32 protein-coding genes and 1 tRNA gene are annotated in these 25011 nt (G+C 56.2%); 25 read left to right on the top strand and 8 right to left on the bottom strand.

Annotated elements, in window-relative coordinates; all coding sequences use genetic code 11:
* The first annotated feature begins 9 nt into the window (after positions 1 to 9).
* The 17 genes from BMOU_RS10675 to BMOU_RS03755 all read left to right on the top strand — a co-directional run bounded on the left by BMOU_RS10675 (position 10) and on the right by BMOU_RS03755 (position 17116).
* Positions 10 to 636, top strand: a complete 627-nt coding sequence (locus BMOU_RS10675) for a phage tail tube protein (protein WP_137648185.1) — start codon at positions 10 to 12, stop codon at positions 634 to 636.
* Between the two features lie 179 nt (positions 637 to 815).
* Positions 816 to 1151: a hypothetical protein gene (locus tag BMOU_RS03830; RefSeq protein WP_034875096.1), complete on the top strand. Its 336-nt coding sequence runs from the start codon at positions 816 to 818 to the stop codon at positions 1149 to 1151.
* Positions 1152 to 1195: 44 nt separating this feature from the next.
* Entirely contained in the window at positions 1196 to 1570 is a 375-nt protein-coding gene (locus BMOU_RS03825; protein ID WP_137648184.1) for a hypothetical protein, read from the top strand.
* A 20-nt stretch (positions 1571 to 1590) separates the two neighbouring features.
* On the top strand, positions 1591 to 5745 hold the full coding sequence (locus tag BMOU_RS10670; RefSeq protein ID WP_160118291.1) for a tape measure protein: 4155 nt from the start codon (positions 1591 to 1593) through the stop codon (positions 5743 to 5745).
* A 15-nt stretch (positions 5746 to 5760) separates the two neighbouring features.
* Positions 5761 to 6645: a hypothetical protein gene (locus tag BMOU_RS03815; protein ID WP_034875092.1), complete on the top strand. Its 885-nt coding sequence runs from the start codon at positions 5761 to 5763 to the stop codon at positions 6643 to 6645.
* 12 nt (positions 6646 to 6657) lie between these two features.
* On the top strand, positions 6658 to 7608 hold the full coding sequence (locus BMOU_RS03810) for a hypothetical protein (RefSeq protein WP_034875089.1): 951 nt from the start codon (positions 6658 to 6660) through the stop codon (positions 7606 to 7608).
* Positions 7609 to 7619: 11 nt separating this feature from the next.
* Entirely contained in the window at positions 7620 to 8837 is a 1218-nt protein-coding gene (locus BMOU_RS03805; RefSeq protein ID WP_034875086.1) for a hypothetical protein, read from the top strand.
* A gap of 43 nt (positions 8838 to 8880) precedes the next feature.
* A complete protein-coding gene (locus BMOU_RS03800) occupies positions 8881 to 10446 on the top strand; it encodes a hypothetical protein (protein WP_034875083.1) in 1566 nt (521 codons plus the stop codon).
* Between the two features lie 114 nt (positions 10447 to 10560).
* Entirely contained in the window at positions 10561 to 11832 is a 1272-nt protein-coding gene (locus BMOU_RS03795; protein WP_235143689.1) for an InlB B-repeat-containing protein, read from the top strand.
* A 10-nt stretch (positions 11833 to 11842) separates the two neighbouring features.
* Positions 11843 to 12244 carry a carbohydrate-binding protein gene (locus BMOU_RS03790; RefSeq protein WP_034875079.1) on the top strand — a complete coding sequence of 134 codons (402 nt, stop codon included), beginning with the start codon at positions 11843 to 11845 and terminating at the stop codon, positions 12242 to 12244.
* Positions 12244 to 12687 (top strand): hypothetical protein, encoded by a 444-nt coding sequence (locus BMOU_RS03785; protein WP_034875077.1) that lies wholly within the window; start codon positions 12244 to 12246, stop codon positions 12685 to 12687. The genes BMOU_RS03790 and BMOU_RS03785 overlap by 1 nt, the downstream gene beginning before the upstream one ends.
* An 83-nt stretch (positions 12688 to 12770) precedes the next feature.
* Positions 12771 to 13826 (top strand): collagen-like domain-containing protein, encoded by a 1056-nt coding sequence (locus tag BMOU_RS03780; RefSeq protein ID WP_200864821.1) that lies wholly within the window; start codon positions 12771 to 12773, stop codon positions 13824 to 13826.
* Positions 13814 to 14320 carry a hypothetical protein gene (locus tag BMOU_RS03775; protein ID WP_137648416.1) on the top strand — a complete coding sequence of 169 codons (507 nt, stop codon included), beginning with the start codon at positions 13814 to 13816 and terminating at the stop codon, positions 14318 to 14320. The genes BMOU_RS03780 and BMOU_RS03775 overlap by 13 nt, the downstream gene beginning before the upstream one ends.
* 60 nt (positions 14321 to 14380) lie before the next feature.
* Positions 14381 to 14881, top strand: coding sequence for a phage holin (locus BMOU_RS03770; RefSeq protein ID WP_034875071.1), 501 nt, complete (start codon positions 14381 to 14383; stop codon positions 14879 to 14881).
* Positions 14881 to 15780, top strand: a complete 900-nt coding sequence (locus BMOU_RS03765; RefSeq protein WP_034875069.1) for a peptidoglycan recognition protein family protein — start codon at positions 14881 to 14883, stop codon at positions 15778 to 15780. Before BMOU_RS03770 ends, BMOU_RS03765 begins: the two co-directional genes overlap by 1 nt.
* A gap of 170 nt (positions 15781 to 15950) precedes the next feature.
* Complete coding sequence (locus BMOU_RS03760; protein ID WP_051428893.1) at positions 15951 to 16655, top strand: DUF4417 domain-containing protein; 705 nt, start codon at positions 15951 to 15953, stop codon at positions 16653 to 16655.
* 101 nt (positions 16656 to 16756) lie between these two features.
* Positions 16757 to 17116: a hypothetical protein gene (locus tag BMOU_RS03755; protein WP_034875067.1), complete on the top strand. Its 360-nt coding sequence runs from the start codon at positions 16757 to 16759 to the stop codon at positions 17114 to 17116.
* Positions 17117 to 17331: 215 nt separating this feature from the next.
* On the opposite strand, the gene BMOU_RS10665 is transcribed toward BMOU_RS03755, so the two are convergent.
* From BMOU_RS10665 to BMOU_RS03740, 3 genes are all read right to left on the bottom strand, one after another.
* Positions 17332 to 17745, bottom strand: a complete 414-nt coding sequence (locus BMOU_RS10665) for a hypothetical protein (protein WP_051428892.1) — start codon at positions 17743 to 17745, stop codon at positions 17332 to 17334.
* A gap of 75 nt (positions 17746 to 17820) precedes the next feature.
* On the bottom strand, positions 17821 to 18042 hold the full coding sequence (locus BMOU_RS03745; RefSeq protein ID WP_051428891.1) for a helix-turn-helix transcriptional regulator: 222 nt from the start codon (positions 18040 to 18042) through the stop codon (positions 17821 to 17823).
* Positions 18043 to 18102: 60 nt separating this feature from the next.
* The gene (locus BMOU_RS03740; RefSeq protein ID WP_034875064.1) at positions 18103 to 18357 is read right to left on the bottom strand and encodes a hypothetical protein; all 255 of its coding nucleotides are present in this window, start codon (positions 18355 to 18357) and stop codon (positions 18103 to 18105) included.
* Positions 18358 to 18538: 181 nt separating this feature from the next.
* Here BMOU_RS03740 and BMOU_RS03735 point away from each other — a divergent pair, with 181 nt between their 5' ends.
* Complete coding sequence (locus tag BMOU_RS03735) at positions 18539 to 19711, top strand: tyrosine-type recombinase/integrase (RefSeq protein ID WP_051428890.1); 1173 nt, start codon at positions 18539 to 18541, stop codon at positions 19709 to 19711.
* A 173-nt stretch (positions 19712 to 19884) separates the two neighbouring features.
* Here the strand turns inward: BMOU_RS03735 and BMOU_RS03730 are convergent, their stop codons facing one another.
* From BMOU_RS03730 to BMOU_RS03710, 5 genes are all read right to left on the bottom strand, one after another.
* The gene (locus tag BMOU_RS03730; RefSeq protein ID WP_034875131.1) at positions 19885 to 20373 is read right to left on the bottom strand and encodes a hypothetical protein; all 489 of its coding nucleotides are present in this window, start codon (positions 20371 to 20373) and stop codon (positions 19885 to 19887) included.
* A 307-nt stretch (positions 20374 to 20680) separates the two neighbouring features.
* A complete protein-coding gene (locus BMOU_RS03725) occupies positions 20681 to 21250 on the bottom strand; it encodes a hypothetical protein (protein ID WP_137648192.1) in 570 nt (189 codons plus the stop codon).
* Positions 21251 to 21261: 11 nt separating this feature from the next.
* Positions 21262 to 22089, bottom strand: a complete 828-nt coding sequence (locus tag BMOU_RS03720) for a hypothetical protein (protein WP_034875060.1) — start codon at positions 22087 to 22089, stop codon at positions 21262 to 21264.
* A gap of 23 nt (positions 22090 to 22112) precedes the next feature.
* Positions 22113 to 22565 carry a M78 family metallopeptidase domain-containing protein gene (locus BMOU_RS03715; RefSeq protein ID WP_235143688.1) on the bottom strand — a complete coding sequence of 151 codons (453 nt, stop codon included), beginning with the start codon at positions 22563 to 22565 and terminating at the stop codon, positions 22113 to 22115.
* Positions 22528 to 22899 carry a helix-turn-helix domain-containing protein gene (locus tag BMOU_RS03710; protein WP_051428889.1) on the bottom strand — a complete coding sequence of 124 codons (372 nt, stop codon included), beginning with the start codon at positions 22897 to 22899 and terminating at the stop codon, positions 22528 to 22530. The genes BMOU_RS03715 and BMOU_RS03710 overlap by 38 nt, the downstream gene beginning before the upstream one ends.
* 88 nt (positions 22900 to 22987) lie before the next feature.
* Here BMOU_RS03710 and BMOU_RS03705 point away from each other — a divergent pair, with 88 nt between their 5' ends.
* The 7 genes from BMOU_RS03705 (at position 22988) to BMOU_RS11740 (ending at position 24881) form a co-directional block, all read left to right on the top strand.
* Entirely contained in the window at positions 22988 to 23257 is a 270-nt protein-coding gene (locus BMOU_RS03705; RefSeq protein ID WP_034875056.1) for a helix-turn-helix domain-containing protein, read from the top strand.
* Positions 23254 to 23487 (top strand): hypothetical protein, encoded by a 234-nt coding sequence (locus tag BMOU_RS03700; protein WP_034875054.1) that lies wholly within the window; start codon positions 23254 to 23256, stop codon positions 23485 to 23487. Before BMOU_RS03705 ends, BMOU_RS03700 begins: the two co-directional genes overlap by 4 nt.
* Complete coding sequence (locus BMOU_RS03695; protein WP_034875052.1) at positions 23484 to 23681, top strand: hypothetical protein; 198 nt, start codon at positions 23484 to 23486, stop codon at positions 23679 to 23681. Before BMOU_RS03700 ends, BMOU_RS03695 begins: the two co-directional genes overlap by 4 nt.
* On the top strand, positions 23678 to 23866 hold the full coding sequence (locus BMOU_RS03690; RefSeq protein WP_034875050.1) for a hypothetical protein: 189 nt from the start codon (positions 23678 to 23680) through the stop codon (positions 23864 to 23866). Before BMOU_RS03695 ends, BMOU_RS03690 begins: the two co-directional genes overlap by 4 nt.
* Positions 23867 to 23937: 71 nt before the next feature.
* A tRNA-Leu gene (locus BMOU_RS11200) sits at positions 23938 to 24038 on the top strand.
* Between the two features lie 140 nt (positions 24039 to 24178).
* Positions 24179 to 24709, top strand: coding sequence for a DNA cytosine methyltransferase (locus BMOU_RS10940; RefSeq protein WP_268744938.1), 531 nt, complete (start codon positions 24179 to 24181; stop codon positions 24707 to 24709).
* The gene (locus BMOU_RS11740; RefSeq protein ID WP_326928888.1) at positions 24609 to 24881 is read left to right on the top strand and encodes a hypothetical protein; all 273 of its coding nucleotides are present in this window, start codon (positions 24609 to 24611) and stop codon (positions 24879 to 24881) included. Before BMOU_RS10940 ends, BMOU_RS11740 begins: the two co-directional genes overlap by 101 nt.
* Positions 24882 to 25011: the final 130 nt, after the last annotated feature.

Genomic DNA, 25011 nt, shown 5'->3' with positions numbered 1-25011 from the left:
TAAGGAGGAATGATGGCCGCAACAGACGTAGCCAGTATTCTCAACGATAACAACAAGAACGTCCGCAAGTGGGGCACTCAGCTGCTTGCCATTGCGGACTATTCCACCGAGATGCCGACCGCATTCTTCGACGAGACGACCGGCAAGCCGAACGCCCTGCCGGAAGGCTTCAAGGTGCTCGGCTACATCTCGACCGATGGTGCGAAAATGTCTCGTTCCACCGAATCCTCCGACGTGCAGGCCGTGCAGGATTTGGAGCCGGTACGTTCCGACATCACCAGCCGTAACCGTACTCTACAGCTTACCTTCTTGGAGATGAATGCGTGGGTGAAGGCATTGGCTCACGGCCTGCCGGTATCCCAGTGGCCAGCCAAGAATGACGAAGGTTTCGAGTACACGGACGGCGAAACCTCGGACTTCCCCTACTATCGGCTGATCTGGCTTGGTCAGGACGGCATCGGCACTGATGCGCATTATCGTGTCGAGGCGGGCTATCGTGTGAAGGTCACGAATCAGGGCGACAACACGAAGAATCGTTCCGATGCCGAGGGTGAAGACCAGACCTTCACCTTCTTCCGTGACCCGAAGACCAACAAGACCTTCTACGAGGGCGAGAAGATCGCCAAGACGGCTTAGGTAGCTGCCGTCGCTGAATCATCGTCCGACGTGACGGCGGATGGTGTGGAGACGGCTGAGCAACCAACGTCTGAATCTTCTCAATGATTCTTCCCGTGTGGGTGGCTTTCGGTTCCTTTCCCACCCATACGGGATTTTTACTGTCAATAAAGGAATTTTTCAGAAAGGCAATGATTTTTATGGCTAACAAGCAGTATTCTCTTCAGGCGGTCAAGGCGAAGTACCTGGAATCCCATCCGAACATTCCGGAATACGTCGAATTCACGATCGATGATGATTCCAAGACCGTCTACCGCTTCCATCTGCCGCTGTTCCAGACGAATGAGGAAAAGCGTGCTTTCAATGAGGCGCAGAAGGCCGATGATGAATTCCAGCTGGCCAAGGCGCTGTTGGGTGACCAGTATGAGCGGTTCGATGCCGAGGGCGGTACCGTGACCTTGCTGATGCTTTTGCTTCAGCAGGCCGCCGAGGATTTGACCGAGAAGGATTCCGAGGGAAACCCTACACAGCGGTAGAACTTCTTGAAGCGGGAGGGTATGCGGAGGAATTGGAGGCCGCCTTGTGCGCGGTCTACAGTCCCCGCGACCCGATTCAGGAGTTCTGGCAGGGGAAGATCAGCCTGCGTGCCTTGCATGCGCTGATCGTGCACATGCCGCCCGACAACGTGTTTTATCGGGCGTTGGTCGGTAGCGGTTGGAGTGAAACCGAGTGGATACTGCATGACTTGAGCGACATGCTGAGGGATGTGCAGTTGACGGTAAGCGCCTGCGCTCCGTTCGTAGAGCATCCGCTCGAGGACGAGGACATTCGGCCTCGATTGAAGCCTCCGGCCATGCTGGCGGAGGAATCAACGTCGGTGGAGCCGGTGGATGAACAAATTCAGGCGCAGGAGCGGGCCGAGCTATTGGCACTCGTACAGCCGTCTGGAAAATGATGATTGGTGAGGTGACGGAAATGGCCGGAACAGCCGCATGGATTGACGTACTGCCGAATCTGAGCGCATTCAGCACGAAACTGAATAGCGGCGTGAACGCGTCCGTCACCTCTGCCGGTCGTAATGCGGGCAAGAAGTTCGCGGACGCGATGAAGCAGGCGGCTGGCACGTCGAACCCTCTGTCCGATCAGGTCAAGGCGCTCGAGTCGGCGGAGAAGCGTGCCGCGACTACGGTGAATCAGTGCAAGTCGCAGATCGTGACCGCACGAGAGGCTGAGCGTACTGCGACGTTGAAGGTGCAGGCCGCCGAAGCGAAGCTGACGGAAACCACGGCGAAGTATGGTTCGTCCAGTTCTCAGGCGATCAGTGCGCAGTCTCGTTTGAATGATGCGCGGAGCAAGGCTCGGCAGAAGACCGAAGCCTACAAGAGCGCCGAAGAGCAGTTGAAGAGTGCTCAGAATGGGTTGAAGGAAACCCAATCGCAGTTGAAGAGTGCTCAGGATAATCTGAATTCCAGCACGTCCAAGTCGGCCGGATTCTTCCGCAGCGCCGCCGATAGTGCGCGTAATGCGGTCAATTCGTTCAAGAGTATGCAATCGTCGGTGAGTTCGTCGAGTGCAAGCGGTATCGCCGACTCAACCCGTTTCTTTTCGGCGTGGGGTGCGGCTAAGTTCGGTGCGATCGCTGGTTTTGCGCAGAGCGCGTTCAGCAAGGTCGCGTCCGTGATTTCGTCCAACGTGTCCGGCGCCATCACCCGTGCCGACACCATGAACAATTTTCCGAAGGTCATGAAGAACCTCGGCTACAACGCCGACGATGCGGCCGCTGCGATCAAGCGTATTTCGTCCAGTTTGGATGGTTTGCCGACTTCCACGGCTTCGATGGTCGGCATGGTACAGCAGCTGGCACCATTGACCAGTAATCTTGACGAGGCTACCAGCATCGCCCTCGCATTCAACAACGCCGTATTGGCTGGCGGTAAGGATACCACCTTGCAGGCGAACGCCATCGAGCAGTATAATCAGATGCTTTCCGCGAACAAGGTGGATGCGGCGGCTTGGCGTAGCGTGGTGAATGCCATGCCTGGCCAGATCAACCAGTTAGCGAAGAGCATGCTCGGCGCGAATGCCTCACAAAACGACCTTTACAGTGCTATGAAGGGCGGAAAAATCACCTTCAGTGATTTCAACAAGGCGCTGGTCAAGCTGAACACGGAAGGCTACGATCAGTACGCCTCTTTCACCGATCAGGCGAAGGATGCTACACAAGGCATCGGCACGGCATTGGAAAATGTGAAGAATCGTGTGCAGAAGGCCGTCCAGAAGGTAATCGAGGCGTTCGGTACGTCGAACATTTCCAACGCCATCAACAAATTCTCCGGTAGCTTCAGTAAAGCCGGTGATATTGCGGCGACAGCCGTTACTAATATAAAGACCAAGGTTTCGGCTGTTGTCAGTTATCTCAAGACAGGTGAATTGTCTGACGAATGGAAGAAAGCTTTCGGTACCGCTTCTTGGGCACCACAGCTTCAGGCCACTTTAGATGGTATCCGTTCGACTTGCGGCAAAGTGTTTGACAGCATCAAGGAATCGGCGGCCAAACTAGCCGCCTCATGGTCAAACCTGCTCCCGCCTGAAGACGTCAAGGCCGGTATCGAAGCGTTCGCCAATGGTGCGATCAAGACGATTGGCAACATCGTCGAAGGCATTGCGGTCAGCATGGCGAACGTGGTCGGCTGGATAAGCCAATTCATGCAGACGTTAAGCGAATCCGGTGCCGTGCAGACCTTCGCAGAGGGATGCGGCGCTCTGGCCTCCGCCTTCGGCGACCTGTTCAAGGCTCTGACGCCGGACAACGCGGAAACCGTGAACAAGATTTCCACGAATTTCGACAGTGCGAAGGATTCCGCGAAAACGTTCGCTGACATCATCAGCGCTCTTGGTGAGGGTGTGTCAAAGGCCGCGCAGGGATTGAAAGACATTTCCAAGTGGATAAGCACCTTCAAGAAAGACTTGGAATCTTTCGGAGTGCTCGATACCATCAAGGAGACTTTCAGCACGATCGGCGAAAGCATGTCGAAGTGGGCTTCGGCCATCAAGAAGCTCGGACGTGCTATCAGCAGTCTGATCGACGCGTTCACGCCTTTGAAATCGAAGGCCGATGATGCGAAGAAGAGCCTTACGCCGTCCGATGCGGCGTGGGGTATGAAAAGTCTAGCTGACTGGTGGCTCAAGGTTGCCAAGACGATTTCCAAGGTCATTGACGGCATCACGCATGGCGTGCATGTCGTGGCCGACGCGATCGACAAGATCACCGGACTGTTCAATAAGGTTCCTGATCTGAGCAAGGCTTTCGGCACCGCTACGAACGTGTTCTCCGGGCCGGGCGGTCTCAGCCTTAACGGTATCGGCACTTTCAGCAGTCTGATTGATGATAGTGGCGCCGTTGAGATTCTTGGCCAGAAGTGGAACGATTTTACTTCGCAACTATCCGACAGTTGGAGTCAGGTCACGCAGGACATGCAAGGCGTGTTCGGTGATCTAGGTGCGGCCATTCAGGAGAAGTGGCAGGCCGTCGTTGACTGGCTAGGGCTTACACCGACTACAATCATCGACTTCTTCACCGGAATTCCTGACGCGATCAGCGGTTTCTTTAGCTCGGCTGGTGAGTGGATTCAGGAGAAGTGGCAAGAACTGGTCGATTGGCTGGGATTGACGCCAACCTCAATCATCGACTTCTTCACCGGAATTCCGGGTGATTTCAACGACCTTTTCCAGTCGGCTAAGGACAAGATTACCGGGATCTTCGGTACTGTCGGTGACTGGTTCGACCAGCATGTCAAGACTCCGATTAAGAACGTGCTGGACGCGATCGGCAATACCTTCCAGTCTACGAAGGATTGGATTAAGGAAAGCTGGGATAAGGTCAAGGAAGCGGCTAAAAGCCCTGTGAAATTCATCGTTGATACCGTTTATACGAACGGTATCAAGAAGGTGTGGAACAGTGTTGCTGGCGCGGTTGGTTTGAAGCTCAGTCTGCCGGACGTGAAGTTCGCTAACGGTGGTATCAATCCCGGTTACGCTCCGGGTAAGGATACCATTCTGGCGATGACTTCGCCGGGTGAGGCGTGGATGGTGCCGGAATGGGTGAAGGCCGTAGGCGCGTCCAATATCTATCGTTGGAATGCGATGGCCCGGAATCAGGGTGTTGGCGCCGTCCGTGAGGATATGGGACTCACTCCGCATTTTGCTAAGGGTGGTGTCGTTTCCAAGGTGACGAGCGCGGTTTCCGGCGCGACCTCTTCCGTGAAGAAGTGGCTGGAAGACCTGACCGAAGAGGCACAATCCTTCGTGAAAAACCCGGGTAGTTGGGTCACGTCGAAGATTCTCGACCCCGTGAAATCGCAGGTCATGAAGATTTCGGGCGGTCAGTTCGGACAGATGGTCGGCAAGCTCCCGGTCAGCGTGGCCAGTGCTTTGGTGGATAAGGCGAAGGCTTCGGCTTCCGAACTTGCGGCCAAATGGGTGAGCAAGACCACGGCAAGCGACGACAGTAGTGATGGCGGCCAATATCAGGGTGCCGTTTCCGCTGGTGTCGAGCAGTGGCGTAGCCTTGTGGTGCGGGTGTTGAAGGAATTGGGCCAGTCCGAAAGCTGGGCCAATACCGTCCTGCGCCGCATGAACCAGGAATCCGGCGGCAATCCGAACGCGATCAACAATTGGGATTCGAACGCGGCGGCTGGCCATCCGTCGAAGGGTCTGATGCAGACCATTCCAAGCACCTTCGCCGCCTACGCAGGCCCATACGCAAGCAGGGGCATCTACGACCCGCTCGCCAACATTTACGCTGGCGTGAATTATGCTTTGCACCGGTATGGTAGCCTGTCGGCCTTGAATCGGGCTGGCGGCTATGCGCTTGGTGGCATCGTGGGCGACAATCGGCCAACCCTCTATGATCGTGGTGGCATTCTTCCTCCGGGCCGTCATCTCGTGGCGAACGAGACGAAACAGCCGGAACTCGTGCTCACCCGCGACCAGATTCTGAAGGTGTTCGGCGGCACTGCGGAAGGCGGCGATCGCACCGTCAACATGAACATCAGCATCCCGGAACGTACCGACCCTTGGAGTGAAGCCGCCGTGTATGTCCAGACGGCACGGCATCAGTTGCGCGGCTAAAGGAGGCTACACATAATGGACTCGTATTATGCCGAGCTAAGCGCCAATGGCCTTGAGACGGTACGTTTCGAAGGGTTGGGCGACTTGGATTGCCTGTGCATCGGCAAGGATGGCATCGAAGGCTGGCATTCCACGCCTACGCCGAAGGTTTCGGCGACGGCGCGAGGGCAGGGTGACGGCGGACATGACGTGAGCGAGGATGACATCATCTACGCCTCACGCACCGTCACCCTGCACTGGAATGCGAACGCTTCAAGTCGCCAGTCATTGATCGACTTGACGAACAAGGTGCGCAGGTTCGTGCATCGGCACGTGAAACTGCGTGTGGTTGACGGCATCGAGGACACCTACTGTGAGCAGGGCTATCTGAGTATGAGTCAGGAGCCGAAGTATCGTGAGGGCAAGATCGATGATTCCGAAATCACCATCGTTTTCGAGCGTCCTGAGCGTTTGTCGTCTAGGTCTCATGATGGTGAGGCTCGTGCGGCGACGATTCAGTCTGGCGGTTTGAGCTACGGTAGCGCGAATGCGGGTTTGGCGTATCCGTTGTCGTATGGTGTGGTGTCCGGTGGTGCGACCTTGTGCCGGTTGCCTAATGATGGTACGAGCCGTGCTTATCCGACGTTCACGATCAATGGTGACTGGCCGAGTGGTGTGAGCTTGTATTTGAATTGCGAGGGCAGGCGTACTGAGTTGCGTTATGATTCCGCGATTCATTTCGGTACGCCTGTCCTGTTGGATACGAGGACTCGTACGGCGACGTTGGGTGGGGTTGATGTTTCCCGGCATCTTTCCTCTCGTGGTTGGCGGACTATTCCGGCTGGCAAGGCATTGACGGTACTGCTTGGCACGGCTGGTAGCGGCTGGGTTTCGTGTTCCAGCCACGACACATACATGTAAAAAGGAGACAATATGGCTACTACGGCTCTCGGTATCAGGCCGGACGGGGATAATCAGGGCGTCAGTCCATCCGTGCACCGGCATATCATCAGCGCACAATGGAATAACGACGGCATCATCCAAGGTTTGGGCGTTACCGGGCGCTCCGACTTGGCGTATGATGTCGGTGCGGGTACGGCGCTTATCCAGCCGGACGGCCAGTCCGGTGAAGCGGTGCTCGCCTATTGGCCGGGCGGCCAGACCGAAGCCGTCGCCGCCGGCAATGCGGGCCTGCCGCGATATGATGTGATCTGGCTCCGCGCTCACGACTTGGATAAGGGCGATTCCGATAATCATGTGGTCGTTGGCGTGACGCAGGGTACGCCTGCGGCTGACCCTGACCTGCCGCTCGATCAGGTACCGTCCGACGTGGTGCGCTTGACGGCCATGTATGTGCCTGCGGGCATGACGCAGACCAGCTCGTGCACGACCACGGGTGCGGAACGGTGGGCCATGCCATACGGTGCTTCCAAGGGACTGCTCGGACGCAATGTGCGCAATTACGAGGGGCCCGCCAACATGGGCGACGGGGGTAAGGATTATTATGAGCAGGATACTACGTTCTTCCTGCCTACCGACCGTCTGATCGAACTGCGCTTCACAGCCACGGCTTGCGCGTGCATGCACAGTAACCCTTCTAAGCCGACCGAGAACGCGACGGAGATGGCGTGTTGGTATGCGGGCTTCCAATTGGATGGCAAGGACGTCGAGGGTGGCGGCGGCCAGTTCCAAGTCTCGCGTGCTTGGCAGCAACTGCATCTTAACGCGCTGGTTTCGGTGCCGTCCGGCTGGCATACGGTACGCATGCGCAACCATCGTATCGGGTGGGGCGAGAACGTGTATTTCATCGCCCGAACCGACAGTCAGCAAACCTACCCGGGCCGCACGTTGGAAATCTGGGACAGGGGCGTAAGCATCGGATAAGGGGGCTGGTTATGGCTTGGCGCGCGTACATTGTGGATACGATCACTGGCAAGATTCTCGCTCCGATTGACCTGCCAAGCTTCAGCTGGAGCGTGAGCGTGTCCGATTCCTCACTGGCTACCACTAAGGATAAGGGTGTCGGTGAGAATGAGGTGAGCGGTCTCACGCTCCCGTGGAGCGCGATTCCGGCGCAGTCGGCGGGAGAGCGTAATTACATGCTCGCACCCGACCGGCGTTCCATCGCCTTGTGTTGGCATTCCAGCCTTGATGATGAATGGTCGTATGGCATGCCGGTATTGTGCGGCATGATCGGCCAACGTAAGGATTCCGCGCTTGACACGGATTTCTCACTTTCAAGCATCATGGGCTTGTTGGAAAACCGGTATGTGGTGCGTGAGGGCAAGTATGGTACGGCGGCGGGCAGTACGTCGAGCGATGAAATCAGCTTCAAGAACATGAGTTTGCGTGGTATTGCGGCTGAGGTCGGATGGCTTGCCACGAACGTCAAGCCGGGCGGACAACTGCCCATCGATTGGGCCTACCGTGGCGAGAAAGGCAGTCACGAGCGCACGTACAGCTCGTGGGATATTCAGAATCTGAAAGCCAGTGACGTGTTGACGAAGATTGCGAATGTGGATGGCGGCCCGGACATGCAGTTCAGGCCGAAACTGTCCGGCGACTACGTACGCTTCGACTTCACCGCAGGGTCTGACGGCGACGTATATTTAGGCCAGAAGACCGTGCATCGGCTGACATACAGTCCCTATGGCGGCACGTTGGAGAATCTGACCATCGACCATCTCGGCCCGATCATGCGCGAATACGGCTCAGGCTCCGGTACGGATAAGGCGCAAATATGCCACTTGTCCGAAGATTTGAGCCTTGTGAATGGCAATCACGAGCCTTGGCCCCTCAAGGAAAACGCCTACTCGGATTCCGATACGGACAAGGCCGATCTGCTCAAACAGCACACGGACGGCGTATTGAATGCGAACAGTCGCCCATTGGTGCAATTCAAGGGCGAGCTACACGCAAACGACACGGACGAAAACGGTACGCCCCTTCACCCGCTCGGCAGTTTTTGGCCGGGCGAAATCATGGAATTGGACATCAACGGATTCCCCTCGCTTACGGACGGCTTGTACGAATGCCGTCTGATGCAAATGTCCGGCGACGAGACGGACAAGGTAAGTCTGATCTTCGATGCGATGGAAGACCCAATGGCCTAAGCCGAGGGGTTTCCGTCGCCCTTCATTTTAAGGCGGTTATATTATGGCCCAGCACGTGGAAATCAATCCGGACGATTCAGCAATCCCGTTTTCCCTCGGCCTTAAGGCATTGCGTTCCGCGTCAACGCAGAAGACCCACAAGACCGGTACTGTGCGGATTCCTACCTCGACCGGCAAGGATTTCATTGCTGGTGAGGGTGCCGAGGATGGTGCGAACTGGATTGACGAGGACGGCAATCAGACTCCGCTTGTCGATACGGATGCGATCGATAAGGCCGTGGATGAAATCTCACAGAAGGCCGATGCCGCCAGTGCGAATGCTGATAAGGCGTATGAGGAGGCGAAGAAGACCGGCCAGCTGGCGGTCACCGCGAGTAAGACGGAGTATGCGACTTCGACGGATGCGACGGCTACACCATCCGATGGCTGGTCGGAAACACCGCCGGAATACGTTGACGGCCAGTATACGTGGCTGCGAATCACCGTCACGTATGGTGATGGCCGGACGGAGCTTTCCAATCCAGTCCTGATGACCGGACCGAAAGGCGCTAAGGGCGAGAAAGGTGATACCGGCGACACCGGTACTGCTGGTGCGGCTGGCGTTTCGGTCACGTCGTTGACGACGTTCTGGCAGTTGGCGACGGACACTCCGGCGCCTCCAACCGGTGCCGGGAATCCGTCCGGATGGAGCATAACGGAGCCAACCATTCCAGACGGCTACGACGGCAAGCTGTATAGGACGATTCGCACGATCATGTCTGACGGCACGGCCACATGGACTACACCGGGCGTGGACAGCATGTTCGCATATATGGCCCGCACGTATAAGACCGCGAGTGGTGCGGTCACGGTTTCCAATGAAGCGAAGCAGACCGCCGAGGGTAATGCGGAGACGATCAAGCAGGTCAGCGCCACCGCCAATGATGCACTGTCGAAGGCCACCACGGTGGAGACGAATTTCGACGGTTTCAAGACCGAAGTCAGCCAGACGTATCAAACCAAGGCCGATATGAGTACGTACAGTACCAAGTCGTATGTGGATGAAACGTCGAAGTCGGTAGCCTTAGGGGTCGTGCAGGATTACAAGGGCGCGGACGGTAGCGGCTTGGCTACGAAGTCCGAAGTGAGTGCCACCAAGGACAGTATCGCATTGGCTGTCCAAGGCACGTATACGGGTGATGACGATAGTCTGAAAAGCCTGCAATCCTCATTGGATATTACGAGGGATAAGGTGACTATCGCCTTTAGCAATGCTGAAGCGGCGGCAGGCGTAGGCACGCAGTTGAGCGAATATCAGACGGCCAATGATACGAACGTCACTGACCTTACGGAACGGTTGAATGCCGAAATCGCGGCACGCCAATCCTACATCACGTTCGGTCAGGATAGTGACAATCCGGTCATGGAGATGGGTGCGGCATCGAGCACTGCGAAAATGCGTTTGACCAACACGCAAATGCAGTTTTTGATAGGCAGTGTCATCGCCGCCTATATCTCCAACGACCGCCTGAATATCAATAATGCTGACATTCTACAGACCTTGCGTATCGGAAAATATGCGTTCGTCCCCCGTTCGGACGGGCACATGAGCCTGAAATACGTGGGTTAAGGAGGAAAAATGGCAGACGCATACGGTGCGCAACAATATAATTGGCGTTGTTGGCTCGGCTCATGGATAAAGTCGGAAGACAATAATGGTGTGACCATTCGTGCGGAATGCCGCATGCAAACCTTGAACGGCTGGAACTATGCCGGCCTGAAGGGTCATGTTGGTGCTGGCGCGAACGGCCAGTGGGCGGACGCCGACCCAACCAATATTACGATTGGTGCGAACGCTTCGCAGGTCATGTGCGCCAAGGAAGTGTACGTCGCCAAGACGCACTCCCAGCAGTCGATCGATACGCGAGCCAATATCCGTATCAATGGCGCGTATGCGGGCTTGTCCGAAGCCATATTGGCGCTTACCGTGGCCGCGAAACCCTCGCACACGGTCAGCTTCAATGCGAACGGCGGCAGTGGTGCGCCCGGCAATGTCACCAAATGGTGGGGAGAATCCCTCGCCATTCCAAGCACGAAGCCAACCCGCGCCAATTATACGTTCCTCGGCTGGTCAACCTCGGCTACCGGCAGTGCGCAATACCAGCCCGGCCAATCATATGTCGGCACGTCCGATAGCAATTACACTCTGTATGCCGTCTGGAAGCTTGACTCGTTGCCGCCGACCATCGACAGCTACTACGCCTACCGATGCGACGCAAGCGGCAACGCACAAGACGACGGCACATACGTCAAACACGTCGCAGTATGGCGTGTGGATACGGCACATGATACGTCGAACCAGTGCGTAAGCCTGAAATTCGGCTGGAAGGACGGTAGCGGCTGGCATGATTACGATGCTTCCGTAACATCCGGCACCGGCACGACAACCACAGTCATCAAAAGCGGATACGACTCGAGTACGACCTATCCGCTCCGATGCACGCTCACCGACAAGTATGCGACCAGAACCTCATACACCACGGTCGGCCCGGCAACATACATCCTCGACTTCTCCGCGGACGGCAAAGGCATCGGCATCGGACAAGCCGCACCAAGCGCAGGTACGAACATTTACGGCAACCATTTGAACCTGAACGGTACCGTGAACATCAACGGCATGCGAGCATCCAACTACATCGATGTCAAACAATCCCAAAAATGGGACAACATCGAACTGTCGGCCACTTGCGTGAATCGCACCGTCACGGTGAACGTGATGCACTCATTCGCCTCGTCTGCAACGGTAGGCAATACGAGCAATCAGGTCGAAATCGGCTATATCAAGGAAGGCTATCGACCTTCCAAGATGCTTGGCATGATCGCAGGGCATCAGGGCAGTGCGGCGGTGTTCGTGGAGATTGAGACTACTGGCAAGGTGAAATGCTGGCAGTATGGCGGGTCGAGCAGTTATGCGTCGTTTGACTATTTTGCATGTTCGATTTCCTACCAGATTTAAGGAGATTCTTATGATTACCGGTTTTTTGAAGGATGGCGTGGTCACGTTGTCCGATGATGGCTATCCGATTGTGGAATCGGAGAAGCCGGAGATACCGGCCTACTGCAAGGCTACACCTTCGTACACCATGAGTGACGGCCAGATCATCCAATCATGGACTATCACACCGGAACTAGGCCGTAACGAAGCGTTCGAGCATTATCTGACCGAGCAGATTCTCTCACTGGACGATGACAAGGCGCTACGGTATGTTGTCCTGTTCCCGGTCTGGGATTCCAACGGCAAGGAATACAAGCAGGGAGACCGAATCACGTATGAGATGACCATGTACCGGTGTCTCGTTGACCATACTTCACGTCCTGACTGCAATCCGAAGGAAAAGACGGACTACTGGCAGAAAGTCGTGAAATAGTGCCGCCGTTTCAGGATTTAGTCAACAGTACCGATTTTTGGAGCGCGGTAATCATCGCCCTGCTGTCCGGCGGTGGTATCGTCGGTGCGATCATCACCGCCATCAGCAACCGTGAATCCAAGGCTCAGGAAGACCGTGAGAATGCGGAAGCTGACAAGCTCGCGGCGGAAGCGGCGGAAGCGGCGGTACGCATTCTGACCGATTCGGTGATACAACCATTGCGCGAGCAGGTGGAATCGCAAGGCGGTCAGATCGCGCACTTGGAGGAGAAGCAACGCAAGTATTTCGCCTTGACCGCTTACACGCGAAGCCTTTTCCATTGGCTCCAACAGTTTTGCGAAATCGTCGAACCTGAGTTTCTGGTACGGCATCCAAAGCCACGGTTGCCGGACGAGCTACGGCCGGATATTGCGCCGGAAACCTTGGTTAAGGAGGACGATTGATCTACCTTCTTGGCTTCATCATCATCACGGTTCTCATGCTCTTGTTCAACCATGGCGCGCACAAACATTAAGGAGGGGTGTAAGTGACTAAGGTTCATATTGACTTGCAGGCACCTGCAAGTACGGGTCATGCGGCGGAAAAGGGTGTCGTGTTCTTTCGGCCTACCCGACGGCTCACCATCGAGGATGGCAAGGCCATTCTGACACCGCGAGCATTCTGCGCGAAACTGGCCGACGACGGTACGGTGACGGTCGAGCTCATGCCGTCGGGCGATGACTGGTGTTGGGAAGTGAGGGAGGAACTCACGTCCTACACTTTCACCCGTCGTGTGACCGTGCCTGATTCCACGGACGTGCTGGAATATGCGGAATTGGCCGATGCCGAACTCGTACCGGCATCATCCTACAGCACTTTGGTGCATTCCATGCGCGTGATCGACGCACAATTGACGGCCGGAGCCACCATCGCCATCACCGACCTGCGACCGTCCGATCATGTCGGCGTGGGCGATACGGTGCTCGATTCCACGGGCGAAGTCTACATGCTCACCTCCGTCTCCGGCCAGACCGCCATCGTGGGCGATACCGGCGTGAGCCTGAAAGGTGCGGATGGCATCCAAGGCAAGGATGGTACCGGCATCAGCATCAAAGGCACCTTTGATAGCGAGGAAGCCTTGAAAGCGGCCCACCCCACCGGCGAGAGCGGCGATGCCTACCTTATCCAAGGCCATATCTGGCTGTGGGATGAATCCTCTTGGCAGGATGCCGGCAGTCTCCAAGGGCCGAAAGGCGATAAGGGAGACCCGGGCCCGCAAGGCGAGCCCGGTGCCGACGGCAAGGACGGCACCAACGGCACCAACGGCAAGGACGGCGAGAAAGGCGAAAAGGGAGACCCGGGCGAGAAAGGCGACCCCGGCAAGGACGGTGCCGACGGCGAGAAAGGCGAGAAAGGCGACCCCGGCGAAAAAGGCGACCCGGGCACTCCGGGCGAAAAGGGCGCGGACGGCAAGGATGGCGAGCAAGGCCCCGCCGGCAAGGACGGCAAGGACGGCATCCAAGCCATCCAAGCATCGGACGAAGCCGACGCCACCACCAAAAGCGCCGCCGACAGTGCGAATTTGTACTGGTGGACGACATGAGTGCGGGGGCGATGATCGGCGGGAAAACCGTCGCAGGCATGGCATTCGGTGGTGTCAGCATCGCCGGACTGTGCAAGGCCGGAACCGTCATCTGGCGCAAGCCAAAACCGGAATGGACAGACCAAACCGACAAGATTTTCGCAGTCTCCACCCTCACGTCCGGTATGACCCTCACCAAGGCCGGTGACGGCGACTATCTGCTGGCCGTCAGTGAAACCATCGCCAACGGCACGAGAATCATCGGCTCCGATTGGATTCCGAAGTTAGGCGACATGAGCGCCGACTGGCCGACGGAAGGCACCGTGCGACTCACCTATGAGTCCACAGTGAAAGTCGGGCTCAACGGCGGCCTTGGCTGGGGCGAAGGTACCTCATTCCAGGTCGAAACCGCCACCAAGGCAGAGAAAGATGTTTGGTGGGGCTTCTGGACACAACAGGAACTTTCACCGGGCACCTATCATCTGCACGTCAAATTCGAGACTAAATCGGCATAACAGCCGAAACCATTTTCAAGGCCACTCCAACATGGGGTGGCTTTTTTGTTAGGAGGAAACATGGCAGACCATGCCAACAAGACCACCAAAACCAACAATAATCTGCCCGGCATGACCACGGAGAGGGTGAAGGCCATCGTCACCATCGTGGTCACGCTTTACGCCCTGCTTAATGCGGGCCTGAATCTCGCGGGCATCAACACGCTCCCGTTCACCAACGATCAGGTGAGTGCAACCCTTTTCGCCGTCATCGGCGTGATTGGAACCGTGTACGGCTGGTGGAAGAACCAGAACATTACCAGCGCTTCGCTCGCGGGTCAGCAGCTCGTGGACGCCCTGAAGAAGGAAGGCGTGGTGAATGGTGTGACCGCAGCGAAGAACGCCGCCATGAGCGCCGCAAGTGCGGTAGCCAAGACCGCACCGGCAGAGGAAACGGCAGAGGATGCAACCGAAACCGTCGAAGCGGAAACCGAAACCGCCGAAGCTGCCGAGACCGCTACTGAGTCGGCGACCGTCGAAACCACCGACGAAGCCCAGTACGAGCCGGGCGGTGCTCTCTGATGGTTGGTGCAAGTTTCGCCGTTTGGCGGGGCAGCCCAAACCATTACAGCGGACGGCTTGGGCAGTCCGTCAACCACATCACCCTACACATCATGGTCGGCAGGCTCGCAGGCACCGATAGTTGCTTCCAACGTTCCAGCTTCGGAGCCGCATCGCATTACGGCGTAGGCGGCGACGGCACGATCTACCAGTGGGTGGACGAAAACAACGGCTCGTGGGCCGATGCCAACTGGCAATCCGATTGCTCCGGCGTCACCATCGAACATGAGGGCGGCATGGACGGTATCCCGGTCACCGATGCGGAAGTGGAGGCTTCGGCTCAACTTTGTGCCGACATCGCCAAACGATACGGCTGGAACAGTCTCAACCATGACGCAAGCGGCAACCGCACCGGCAACATCGTCCTACACCGCGAAGTACCCGGCACCGACCACTACGGATGCCCCGACAGATGCACGAACGCATTGCCGGTGGAACGAATCATCAATCGAGCAAACGAACTATTAGGAGGAGACAACATGAATGCGGAAGACGTTTGGAATTTCGACCAGAACGGCGTAAAGGTACGTGACCGGCTGCAAGGCACCGATGCTGCGGCGAACGCGACAAGGACCGAACTGTTCCGACTTTCCCAATGGAACAAGGACACGCACGCTTCGCCGCTCGGCAATCTGGTGGCCGAAATGCCGATTCAAGGCGGCGCCAAATTGGGTGACCGCGTAGCCGGTATCGACAGCAAGACCAGTCAGCTCATCACGCAAGTATCCGCCTTGTCCGAAGCGGTCAAGGCATTGGCCTCCGCACAAGGCGCAGACCCAGACCAAATCGCCAAGACTGTCGAAACCGCCGTCAAGGACAAGCTCGACAAGCTGAAGATCACCGTCACCGACAACGAGTGACCTTGATTAATTTTCGGGCGTGAGAATCAAACTAGCATCCAAAAATTAACTTCGCGTGTAAAAAAATCACGCATTCGGGTGCCTGTGGAAAATCTTGCACCCATTTTTTTAACGCCCCTCTCCCGGCTTCGGCTGGGGGGAGGGGGCGTTTTCGTGGTAGGAGGTGTTTTATGACAAGGAACGGAAGAAATCGCACGATCGGCTACTATAATCTTGATCTGCTTCCCGATGATTGTCTTACTGCGAATGGCATGCCGATTATATGGCCCTGCAAGACAATTCCACCAGATGATCTGATTGGCTTCAACTATGCTAAAGGTACGACCACGAAGCAGGCTACACGGCTTGGATGTCACTTCTACCTCGATGACTACCAATTCGAGCGATGCTGGCAAAACCCCATCAAATACGGACAAATGCTATCCAAGTTCCAGTGCGTTCTCACTCCTGATTTCAGCCTCTACCGCGACATGCCACTACCGATGCAACGCTGGAACTGCTACCGGAGTAGACTTATCGGCATGGTCTGGCAACGAATGGGCTTGTCTGTTATCCCGTCTGCGCAATGGTCTAGCCCCGACAGCTATGATTTTGCGTTCGACGGTTTGCCAAGTCGTTCCGTTATCAGCGTGAGTAGTGTCGGCGTACTGGGTGATCGGGAGGCTACACGACTATGGAAACACGGATTTCGCGTCATGGAAGATCTGATAAGCCCATCACTCATACTCCTATACGGGAAAATCCCAGACGGATTTAAAATCACCACAAAACACATCCAATACACAAACCACAACACAAGGAGGTTGAAACAATGGGAGGCAGAGGCGCAGGCAGCTCAAGGGGAAAATCAGGATCAGGAGGTGGCGCAGCGTTAGCATCCGCCAAATCTTGGTCGCCGGATAAACTACCAGCACTGGACGGTTCACCGAAACAAGTCAGCTGGGCAGAAAGTATCAGGGATAAGGAACTATCCCTAGTGGATAAGCATATCGATAGAATACTTACGGAAGCGGAATACAACCTGGCTGACGCTAAAACATTGGAAAAGGCAGCCAAACACCCCAATGAGTACGGCAATGTAACGTATACAACGGCACGCGGCGCACAAGGCGGTATGGGACAGGCTTATGTGTCGGAACGGGTGGCCCAGCTCAGGCAGAACGCGAACAATCTAGGTAAGGTTGCAAAAGACATTCAACAGGTGAGGGATGGTCTTGGCAAGCGTTACAGGTCGGCAAGCCAATGGATTGATATAAAGAAGAGCGGACAGCATTTCGCTGATGCTCTGCCAATCAGTTCGTTGCTGGAGCGGCACGGAGCCGCGTTCAGGCTTTAGCCATGTCGATTCTGATAAAAAATATATGGCCCCTCGGTTTCCTGAGGGGCCATCGCATTGCTGGAAGCAATGATATTAGTGTGATTCGGATTCTAATACCCGCACATCAAACACCATTTCAATCCACGTATCTCAGATTGAGCTGAGAATATTTCAACCGGACGCTCGACATTCCGGTACGACATGAGTAAGCATATCGCGTAACTGTCTGCATGTCAATCTGCCTGTTTAGATACCTCGCGTTTCGCCATCGCCATCTTAGCGAATTCCGGTTCGAGCCTATCCCTGTTGTCGATCCACCATGCGGCGGATGTCTGCTCGTTTATAGAGTCTTTGACGAGGTTCAGTAGCTCATTGGCGGCTTCGGCGGCCTGCGGGTTGGTAAGGATGACGTGACCTAACTGGGATTCGGTTTGGTCGAGGAAGGTTCGGCGAATGCGTGCGGCCCAAGCGGTCTGCTTTTCGGTGCCGGAGAGTTTCGGAAGCCCTTCGGAGTCCTGGGCGGCTTTGCACGCGCGGCACATTTGAGTTTCGAGCCATTCGATGCGGCTTTCACGTCCGCTGACCTTGCCGAACAGTTCAATGCGTTCTTCGTGGCCGCACGAGTAAGTGATATTGTAGTGTGCCATTTTGATCGTGTCCTTTCTTGTTTGCTGACATATTCATATTATCTCAGGCGGGATAATAACGCAAGTCGGCGTGTCTTATAGTGCGTTATAGAAATCGTCTAACGTCACGCCAAGCACGTCGGCCAATGCTTTTGCGGTTTCGATGCTCATGCGCTTGGGGTCTCGCGCCCAATTGGGCCTTGGCGTCCTATCCCACGCCTCCCAGCTCCAGATGCGGCTGATCGCATTGAGTCCCGCCTTCCTCTGCAAATCCTGCTGTGACAGTCCGGCCTTCTCCCGCAATGCTTTAATGCTCATGGTCTTCCTTTCCGCAAAAGTAAGGCCCCGCTTGGTTGGGGCGGGGCTGTCTGCTGTTTTTTACCAGGTCTGCGCGTAGGTTTCGATGTCTTCGGCGGCGTAGGTGCGTTCGGGGATGCGCACGTCGTCGCCTTCCTTGCCGAAGAAGTATTCGGCGTAGTACGCCTTGCCGTCTTCGCTGACGGCCTGGTCGCGGTCGATCGTCTCCCATGCGCCGTTTTCCTCGTGTGCTTCGAGGTAGTATTCACTGCCGTTCCAGCAGTGGTCGATGTCGGCGTAGGCGGCGGTCTTGGTGTAATCGGTTGCGGTGAACATTTTGGTTTTCCTTTCTTGTTTGCTGACATATTCATATTATCTCAGGCGGGATAATAACGCAAGTCGGCGTGTCGCACCTGTATACTGAGACATGTCTTGTTTGCTGACACTTTCAAGGCGAGGGCGGTCTGCACGGTCAGGCCGCCTTCTTTATACTGGTCTTGTCAGCAAAGGAGACCACATGGCCTACACGATTCGCCCTTACGACACCAAAGGCGGCAGAAGGTACGAGGTGCGCTACCGCAAGCCGGACGGCACGGCCACCGGCAAACGCGGCTTCCGTCGCAAAATGGATGCCGATGCTTGGGGTGCCGCCAATGTGACCACGGCAAAGACCACGGGAGCCTACATCGACCCACAAGCCGGACGCCGACGCCTCGAAGACTTCTGGGAGCCGTGGATAGCCGCAAAAAAGACCAGATGCAAGCCGAGCTATATCAAGTCTCTGGAAGACACTTGGCGCCCTCATGTCGAGCCAAAATGGGGTATGCGCGAAGTGCAATCCATCACGCACGACGAAGTGCAGGAATGGGTTACGGCACTGTCTGGCGAGCGAAGTGCTAGCGTCGTGCTCCGCGCCGAAGGAATCCTCAAGGCCCTGCTCGAAGCGGCCAGACGAGCCAAATGCATTCACGACAATCCATGCGACGGACTCAGTCTGCCGCGCAAGACCGGCAGAAAGCATGTCTACCTCACCGCCAGTGAGCTGGGACGGCTGGCCGATCAATGCGAGTGGCGGCGGCTGATAATCCTCACCCTCGGCCTTTGCGGGCTGAGATGGGGTGAGCTTGTCGCCTTGCGGGTCGAGGACGTTGACTTGCAAAGGGATAGACTGACCGTCGCCAAGAGCATCACGAGGGTCGGTAGCCGGATGGTCGAGACCGACCCTAAAACGCACGAGAAGAGGGTGGTAATGTTTCCGGCTGTCCTGCTCCCGGCGCTCAAGGCGCAATGCGCAGGCAGAAGGCCGACTGACTTCCTTTTCACGGCACCGGACATGCCGTTTGACAAGCCGATGGGCAACGGTTGGAATCCAACCCGCAAAGATGGTTGGTTCGCGTCCGCCCTGCGCAAGGCCGGCATAGGCGGGAAGATGACCTTGCATGATCTGCGGCATACTGCGGCTTCCTTGATGGTGCAGTCCGGCGCCAACGTCAAGACGGTGCAACGGCAGTTGGGGCACAAGTCGGCGGCCATGACCTTGGATACCTATGCCGACCTGTTCGATGCGGACTTGGATGATCTGTCGGCTCGGATGGGTGAACTGCTGTTTGCCGGGGGCGTGGGCAAAATGTGGGCACGGCAGGTGGAGTCAACGTCTGCCGACGTTGCGGATGCCGGGGTTTCGGCCTGACTTGCGAGGGGGTTCGAGTCCCACTGGAGGCACTTTCGTCCGGGTGTCAGAATCGGCGGTTTTCCTTGGTTTTCCAATGGTTCCCCGCCTATTCGTCAACCGTGGTAATTCACTGTAATTACCGCTAATTCACGGCTTTTACCTCACAGACGTGGGCAAAATGTGGGCACGAATCACCAGATCATCGGTAGGTGTAGGCATTGTCGCGCCCACTGTTCCACGGCCTTGTTTTCCTTATCGTCACCAAGCAGCAGGAGGAACCCGGCATTCTTGCCAAGTGAAGCCGATTCCAGCTTCTTGATTATGCCGCGCTCCTGCAACCAGACCGCGGCGTCACTGAACTGCTTCTTGGCATTCAATTCTCGCTTGCGCATGATTTTGTCAGCATCCTCACTCATGGCCTGCTCCGGCGTGAGCAGCACCATTCCGTGGTCTTCCGCAAATCCGCTCCAGCCGAGCGTGTAATAGCGGCATGGCGCGTTGGCCTTGCGCAGTTTTTCGGGCGGCTGGTTGCGGTCTCTGTCCCAATCGTAGGTCTGGTCACACATGTAGGCGAGCACAAGTTGAGCCATCGCGTAGATGCCGAGGTTGTCGCCGCGACGGTAGGCAAGACGACCCTCATGTGCGAGCTCGTAGAAGGCGTCGGTGTTCTTGTATCCCATCGGTTTCATCTGCTTTCCCTCCATGCCTTGCCGTATGCTGGTGCATGGAGAATCGTCCTAGGTTTTCCATACCCGTGTGGTTCTGACCAACCGCACGGGTTTTTTATTTAATGCTATGAACTATACTACCACACGAGAGTATAAGCAAATTTATACAGTATGTATAAGGAAGATTACCAAAACCGCGTAAATCGGTATAACCGACGTTATACATATATAAGTCTCTATACAATACTTAACATTTTTTTTACTAGGGAAATCGCGACGAAAAAAGGCCCCGCCGAAGCAGGGCCAAAAGGAAGAATCATCACTCGAGTCTCGCATCACCATCGGCAGGACACGTGGCGACTTCCTCGCCATCGACGTTCAAGGCGACATTCCATTCCAGCGCATCCTTGCCCTGCCGGATCATCGTATCTGGAATGCTGGTCTCGAATCTCGATGAATCCGTTGAATCATTCCAGCCGGGATACGTGTTCTCGACGTTGGTGCTTAGATTCGTGACACTGCGCTTCGTCTCGCCAGAGGCAACATAGTCGGCCAGATTGACCTGATACCACGTCTCGGCGGCATGATTCTTGACAGTCACCGTATAGACATAGGATTGATCCGCATGCACCTTGTCGAAGCCGTCGATGCCGATGGCGAGATACTGGCCGGCGGTTCCCAGGCTGACGGACGACAACCGTTCGTCATCGCCCGTGCAACTGCCGGATAAGCCGGATTCGAGCGGCAACGCGCCAGCCTCCTCCAAGGCCGCCTGCCTATCCTTTTCCTGCTCCGCGGCCTTCTGCCCGGCATTCTGGCCGCAGGACGCCAGCCCAAGCGGCAACAGCACGGCGCAGAATAGTGCCGCAAGTCTTGTACTTCTTCTCATTCTCATACCTTTCAGTAGGCATTCCAGCCGGTGACGGTCTGACTGTCGTCATTGCCGGTCGTGGTGCATTCCACTGTCACTTCCTGCTTTGCATCGTATTCGTTAGTGACGGTGGCCTTGACCTTGTAAAAGTAGCTGCCGTCATCCTGCCTCGTAACGTCCTGAATCACACCAAGAATGTCATGCTCCTTATAGCCGTAAGGAAACCGATTCTCGCCCTCGTTCTGACATGCGGTCATAACGGCAGGGGCGGCATCATCCCCGGCTTTCTCATTCTCAGCAGTCTTCTTCGCCGCATCGAGATTCTCCTGTGAATCGACCATGCATGTAACAGTCTTATCGGATTGCGTGGCACTGACTACTTTCCAATCATCCCAACCGTCGATCTTGGAGCCGTCAGCATTGTAGAAGTTTTCGGTGATGTCCGTCTTTGCCACGTCGCCATCACTGACGGCCTTGAATGTGAGTCCCGCCTTGACGATCAGATCATGCGCCTCATACACGGTTTTGCCGTCAAGAGAGCCGATGTCGAACGATTCCGTGGTCTTGGACGGTTTCGGACTGCTCTTCGCACTGGAGCCGTTATCATCCTTCCTCACGTCCGATGATGTGGTGCTGGAAGAACCAGCCTCACTGCTACCGTCATCGCCGTGGAAGACGCCACCGCAGGCCACGGCTCCGAAGAGGACGCATCCGACCAGCATGCCGACCAGACCGATTCGTGAGAACGTGACTGGACGGCTCCAGAATCCAATCTTGGGTTCCTGCGAATAGTATGGCGAGATCGGCTTCTGCGGCTGTGGGCGCCCTTGTTGCGGTTGTGGATTGTTGGTGGTCATTGGATTTTCCTTTCTTCTCTGAATCAATGACTTAATGGTACGTCCGTTAATGTCTTCCGATAGTCAAGCAATACGTCCTTGGTGATGTTCAGGCCGCTTGCCATGTGCCATAGGTCGCCGTCGTACATGCGTTCCAAGGTGGCGCATTCGGTTGGGTCTACCAAGAGCAGGGCGGTTTGGCGGCGGGTGCGGCATTCGCTCTTCGCGCGGCTTCTCATGTCGCATGCGCAGTCGCCATGCCACCAGTGCACCAGCTCGTGCACGAGGGTACAGCGCTTGCCGGTGTAGGTGAGCCGCCGATCTATGAGGATGGCTTGCAGTCGAGCATCGTAGGCTCCGTACAGGCCGTCCGGGAGGATGGCGCTTGCCACGGTCACCGGCAGAACGGTGATGGCCCGGCGCATGTCACCATAGGTCATGCGCCGGTCGATGGGCAGGTCAGGCAGGCTCGTCGTAGTCCGGCCCTGCCTCTCCATCAATATCCGCCTGTTTGCTGTCGCTCATGTAGGCGGCCAATGCTAGCGGGTCTTCCTGCAATTTGCGCAAGGCGGCGCGGATTATCCGTTCTTCGTCGGTAGGCTCCTGCGCGGCCTCCTTCAAGAGCAGGAGCGCGTCACAGCCGAGAGCCTTCGCAACCGCGTCGATCTCTTCGGTATTGAAACATCGTTCTCCGCGCGCCTTGGCGTAATAGGAGTTGCGGCCTATTCCCGCCAGTTCGCATAGCCGGTCGATGGTCATGTGCTTGTCGTGTCGCTTCTTCTCTATGGTCTCTATGACCCTTTGAGTGAAGTCTGATTCATATTTACTCATACCTATATTGTACCGTTTTCTGGTACGTTCGCAACACACATACCGAATCCGGTTGCAAAAACGTACCGAATGCGGTACAGTATGAAGCATGAAGAAGAACACAGAACTCTCCGAGACATCGGTCAGACTGATCCGCGCGGTACGCGCCGAAGCCGCAAGAGCCGGCGTATCGACACCGGAACTTGCAAAACGAATCGGTCGAGACCGCAAATTCCTCTACGACCGTTTCGCCATGAAACTGCCATTCAGCACCGACGACCTATCGGACATCGCAAAGGCGCTCAACGTCACTCCCGAAACGTTGATTCGGTCAGCCAGTCTCGATGCTCAAGCGGGCAGGCAGGAGCAGGCGGCATGACGGATATTCTTAATCCTCCCGCCCCGCCAGCACGAAACCGGCTGACTGACCCGGGCGACATCCACTTCATCTCGAAGGACGGCTGGCTGATCGACTTCTACGCCGGCAACCTCGGCAGTCTCAACATGTACGTGACCATCGGAGACAGGCCAATCGGCATCACCCTCACGCCAGCACAGTTCGAGACCCTCGCGCACTGGATGCAGGAAAGAGTAGGAGCCACACGATGACCGAAGAAGCCCTGCTGGAAGATTTGAAAGCCCTCGTGAAAGGCATGAGCTTCTTCCGCGCGCACCTCGCCAACACGAAATGTGATGACGACTTTCAAAATGGCGTCGTGGTCGGCGGCAAGGCGGCAACCGGATCATGTATCAAACGACTCAACGACATCATCCAAAAATACGAAAAGGAGAACCAGTCATGAAGTCGAATACCGGCATTTTGGTGGCTACCGCATTGGCCTGCATCACCGGAACGCTACTGCTTTCTTGGGCTACAGCTGAATCGCTCGGTTGGACTATCACGGCGGCGGTAATCCTCCTCGGCTCGGTCATGTACCTGGCCGCACAAGCCAATCACGACGAGTCGTACGATCCGTCCACGGATTGAAAAATTCAAGATTTGCGGTCGGCTCCGGACACAACCTAGGGCCTTTCGATTGTTCCAGCCGACCGCACCTTGCTCTGCTGGCGGAATGGTATACGCGGCGGTCTTAAAAACCGACAAAACCCCACAGCTTTTAAATGGCGGGGTGATACGGGTTCGAGTCCCGTGCAGAGCACTAGGTGTTCGCGTCAACGCCACTTGACCGTGGTTTTCAGGATTCACCACAGCCAAGAACGAAGACGGTTAGCGGAAACGACAGCTCCGCCGCAGTGAGCCGATCTGCGCGAACGCCAACAACGTCGAAAGGAAGAGACCATGCGCTACATCAGCCTGTTCAGCGGCATCGAAGCGGCAACGGTCGCATGGGAGCCGCTCGGCTGGGAGCCGGTAGCCTACGCGGAAATCGAACCATTCCCCAAAGCCGTCCTGAAACACCATTATCCCAATGTTCCCGACTTGGGGGATATGACCAAAGTGGATTGGAGCAAATATCATCATGCAGCAGATGTCGTTGTTGGAGGAAGCCCCTGCCAGGCATTCAGCGTTGCCGGACTCAGGAAGGCTCTGGCTGACCCGCGCGGCCAGCTCATGCTCGAATATCTCCGAGCTTGCGCAGAAATTGATCCGGAATGGATCGTATGGGAAAACGTACCCGGAGTATTGTCGGCTGAACACGGAAGGGCCTTCCAGTCGCTCCTTGAAGCCGTGGCCGAACTCTGGCCTGATGGGGGGGGCGGCTTGGAGAGTGTTGGACGCTCAATTCTACGGTGTGGCCCAAAGGCGCGAACGTGTGTTCCTTGTCGTCAATACTCGAGACTGGCGACGTGCCGCGCCGGTACTTTTTGAGCGCGAAAGCCTGTGCTGGGATCATTCGTCGAGCCGAGAGAAGAGGAAAAGCCTTACCGAAGGAACTGCTGAATGCACTGGAAACGCAGATCAGCGTGTTAAGTCATTCTCCTGGAATGCGGGATCAAAGGCCGGAAGCATCGCATATGGTGACTGTCGCCCCGAACATTGAAAACCGAACATAATCCTGCAATCCACAAAAGCGTGATGTTGGATTTCCATCAACAGGATGGACGGTTCAAGGTCAGTGACCATTCGGACGTGTCGAATACGCTCACCTCTCACATGGGGACTGGTGGCAA

Origin of the sequence: Bifidobacterium moukalabense DSM 27321 (genome assembly GCF_000522505.1) — a bacterium.
GTDB classification, from domain to species: domain Bacteria; phylum Actinomycetota; class Actinomycetes; order Actinomycetales; family Bifidobacteriaceae; genus Bifidobacterium; species Bifidobacterium moukalabense.
Note: the sequence above shows the minus strand (reverse complement) of the source record. Positions and strands in the feature narration are given on the sequence as shown.

Coding starts and splice junctions, on each gene's coding strand:
- BMOU_RS10675 (WP_137648185.1), top strand. CDS start 10: ATGATGGCCGCAACAGACGTAGCCAGTATTCTCAACGATAACAACAAG.
- BMOU_RS03830 (WP_034875096.1), top strand. CDS start 816: ATGGCTAACAAGCAGTATTCTCTTCAGGCGGTCAAGGCGAAGTACCTG.
- BMOU_RS10670 (WP_160118291.1), top strand. CDS start 1,591: ATGGCCGGAACAGCCGCATGGATTGACGTACTGCCGAATCTGAGCGCA.
- BMOU_RS03815 (WP_034875092.1), top strand. CDS start 5,761: ATGGACTCGTATTATGCCGAGCTAAGCGCCAATGGCCTTGAGACGGTA.
- BMOU_RS03810 (WP_034875089.1), top strand. CDS start 6,658: ATGGCTACTACGGCTCTCGGTATCAGGCCGGACGGGGATAATCAGGGC.
- BMOU_RS03805 (WP_034875086.1), top strand. CDS start 7,620: ATGGCTTGGCGCGCGTACATTGTGGATACGATCACTGGCAAGATTCTC.
- BMOU_RS03800 (WP_034875083.1), top strand. CDS start 8,881: ATGGCCCAGCACGTGGAAATCAATCCGGACGATTCAGCAATCCCGTTT.
- BMOU_RS03795 (WP_235143689.1), top strand. CDS start 10,561: ATGCAAACCTTGAACGGCTGGAACTATGCCGGCCTGAAGGGTCATGTT.
- BMOU_RS03790 (WP_034875079.1), top strand. CDS start 11,843: ATGATTACCGGTTTTTTGAAGGATGGCGTGGTCACGTTGTCCGATGAT.
- BMOU_RS03770 (WP_034875071.1), top strand. CDS start 14,381: ATGGCAGACCATGCCAACAAGACCACCAAAACCAACAATAATCTGCCC.
- BMOU_RS03765 (WP_034875069.1), top strand. CDS start 14,881: ATGGTTGGTGCAAGTTTCGCCGTTTGGCGGGGCAGCCCAAACCATTAC.
- BMOU_RS03760 (WP_051428893.1), top strand. CDS start 15,951: ATGACAAGGAACGGAAGAAATCGCACGATCGGCTACTATAATCTTGAT.
- BMOU_RS10665 (WP_051428892.1), bottom strand. CDS start 17,745: ATGGCACACTACAATATCACTTACTCGTGCGGCCACGAAGAACGCATT.
- BMOU_RS03745 (WP_051428891.1), bottom strand. CDS start 18,042: ATGAGCATTAAAGCATTGCGGGAGAAGGCCGGACTGTCACAGCAGGAT.
- BMOU_RS03740 (WP_034875064.1), bottom strand. CDS start 18,357: ATGTTCACCGCAACCGATTACACCAAGACCGCCGCCTACGCCGACATC.
- BMOU_RS03735 (WP_051428890.1), top strand. CDS start 18,539: ATGGCCTACACGATTCGCCCTTACGACACCAAAGGCGGCAGAAGGTAC.
- BMOU_RS03730 (WP_034875131.1), bottom strand. CDS start 20,373: ATGGGATACAAGAACACCGACGCCTTCTACGAGCTCGCACATGAGGGT.
- BMOU_RS03725 (WP_137648192.1), bottom strand. CDS start 21,250: ATGAGAAGAAGTACAAGACTTGCGGCACTATTCTGCGCCGTGCTGTTG.
- BMOU_RS03720 (WP_034875060.1), bottom strand. CDS start 22,089: ATGACCACCAACAATCCACAACCGCAACAAGGGCGCCCACAGCCGCAG.
- BMOU_RS03715 (WP_235143688.1), bottom strand. CDS start 22,565: ATGGAGAGGCAGGGCCGGACTACGACGAGCCTGCCTGACCTGCCCATC.
- BMOU_RS03710 (WP_051428889.1), bottom strand. CDS start 22,899: ATGAGTAAATATGAATCAGACTTCACTCAAAGGGTCATAGAGACCATA.
- BMOU_RS03705 (WP_034875056.1), top strand. CDS start 22,988: ATGAAGAAGAACACAGAACTCTCCGAGACATCGGTCAGACTGATCCGC.
- BMOU_RS03700 (WP_034875054.1), top strand. CDS start 23,254: ATGACGGATATTCTTAATCCTCCCGCCCCGCCAGCACGAAACCGGCTG.
- BMOU_RS03695 (WP_034875052.1), top strand. CDS start 23,484: ATGACCGAAGAAGCCCTGCTGGAAGATTTGAAAGCCCTCGTGAAAGGC.
- BMOU_RS03690 (WP_034875050.1), top strand. CDS start 23,678: ATGAAGTCGAATACCGGCATTTTGGTGGCTACCGCATTGGCCTGCATC.
- BMOU_RS10940 (WP_268744938.1), top strand. CDS start 24,179: ATGCGCTACATCAGCCTGTTCAGCGGCATCGAAGCGGCAACGGTCGCA.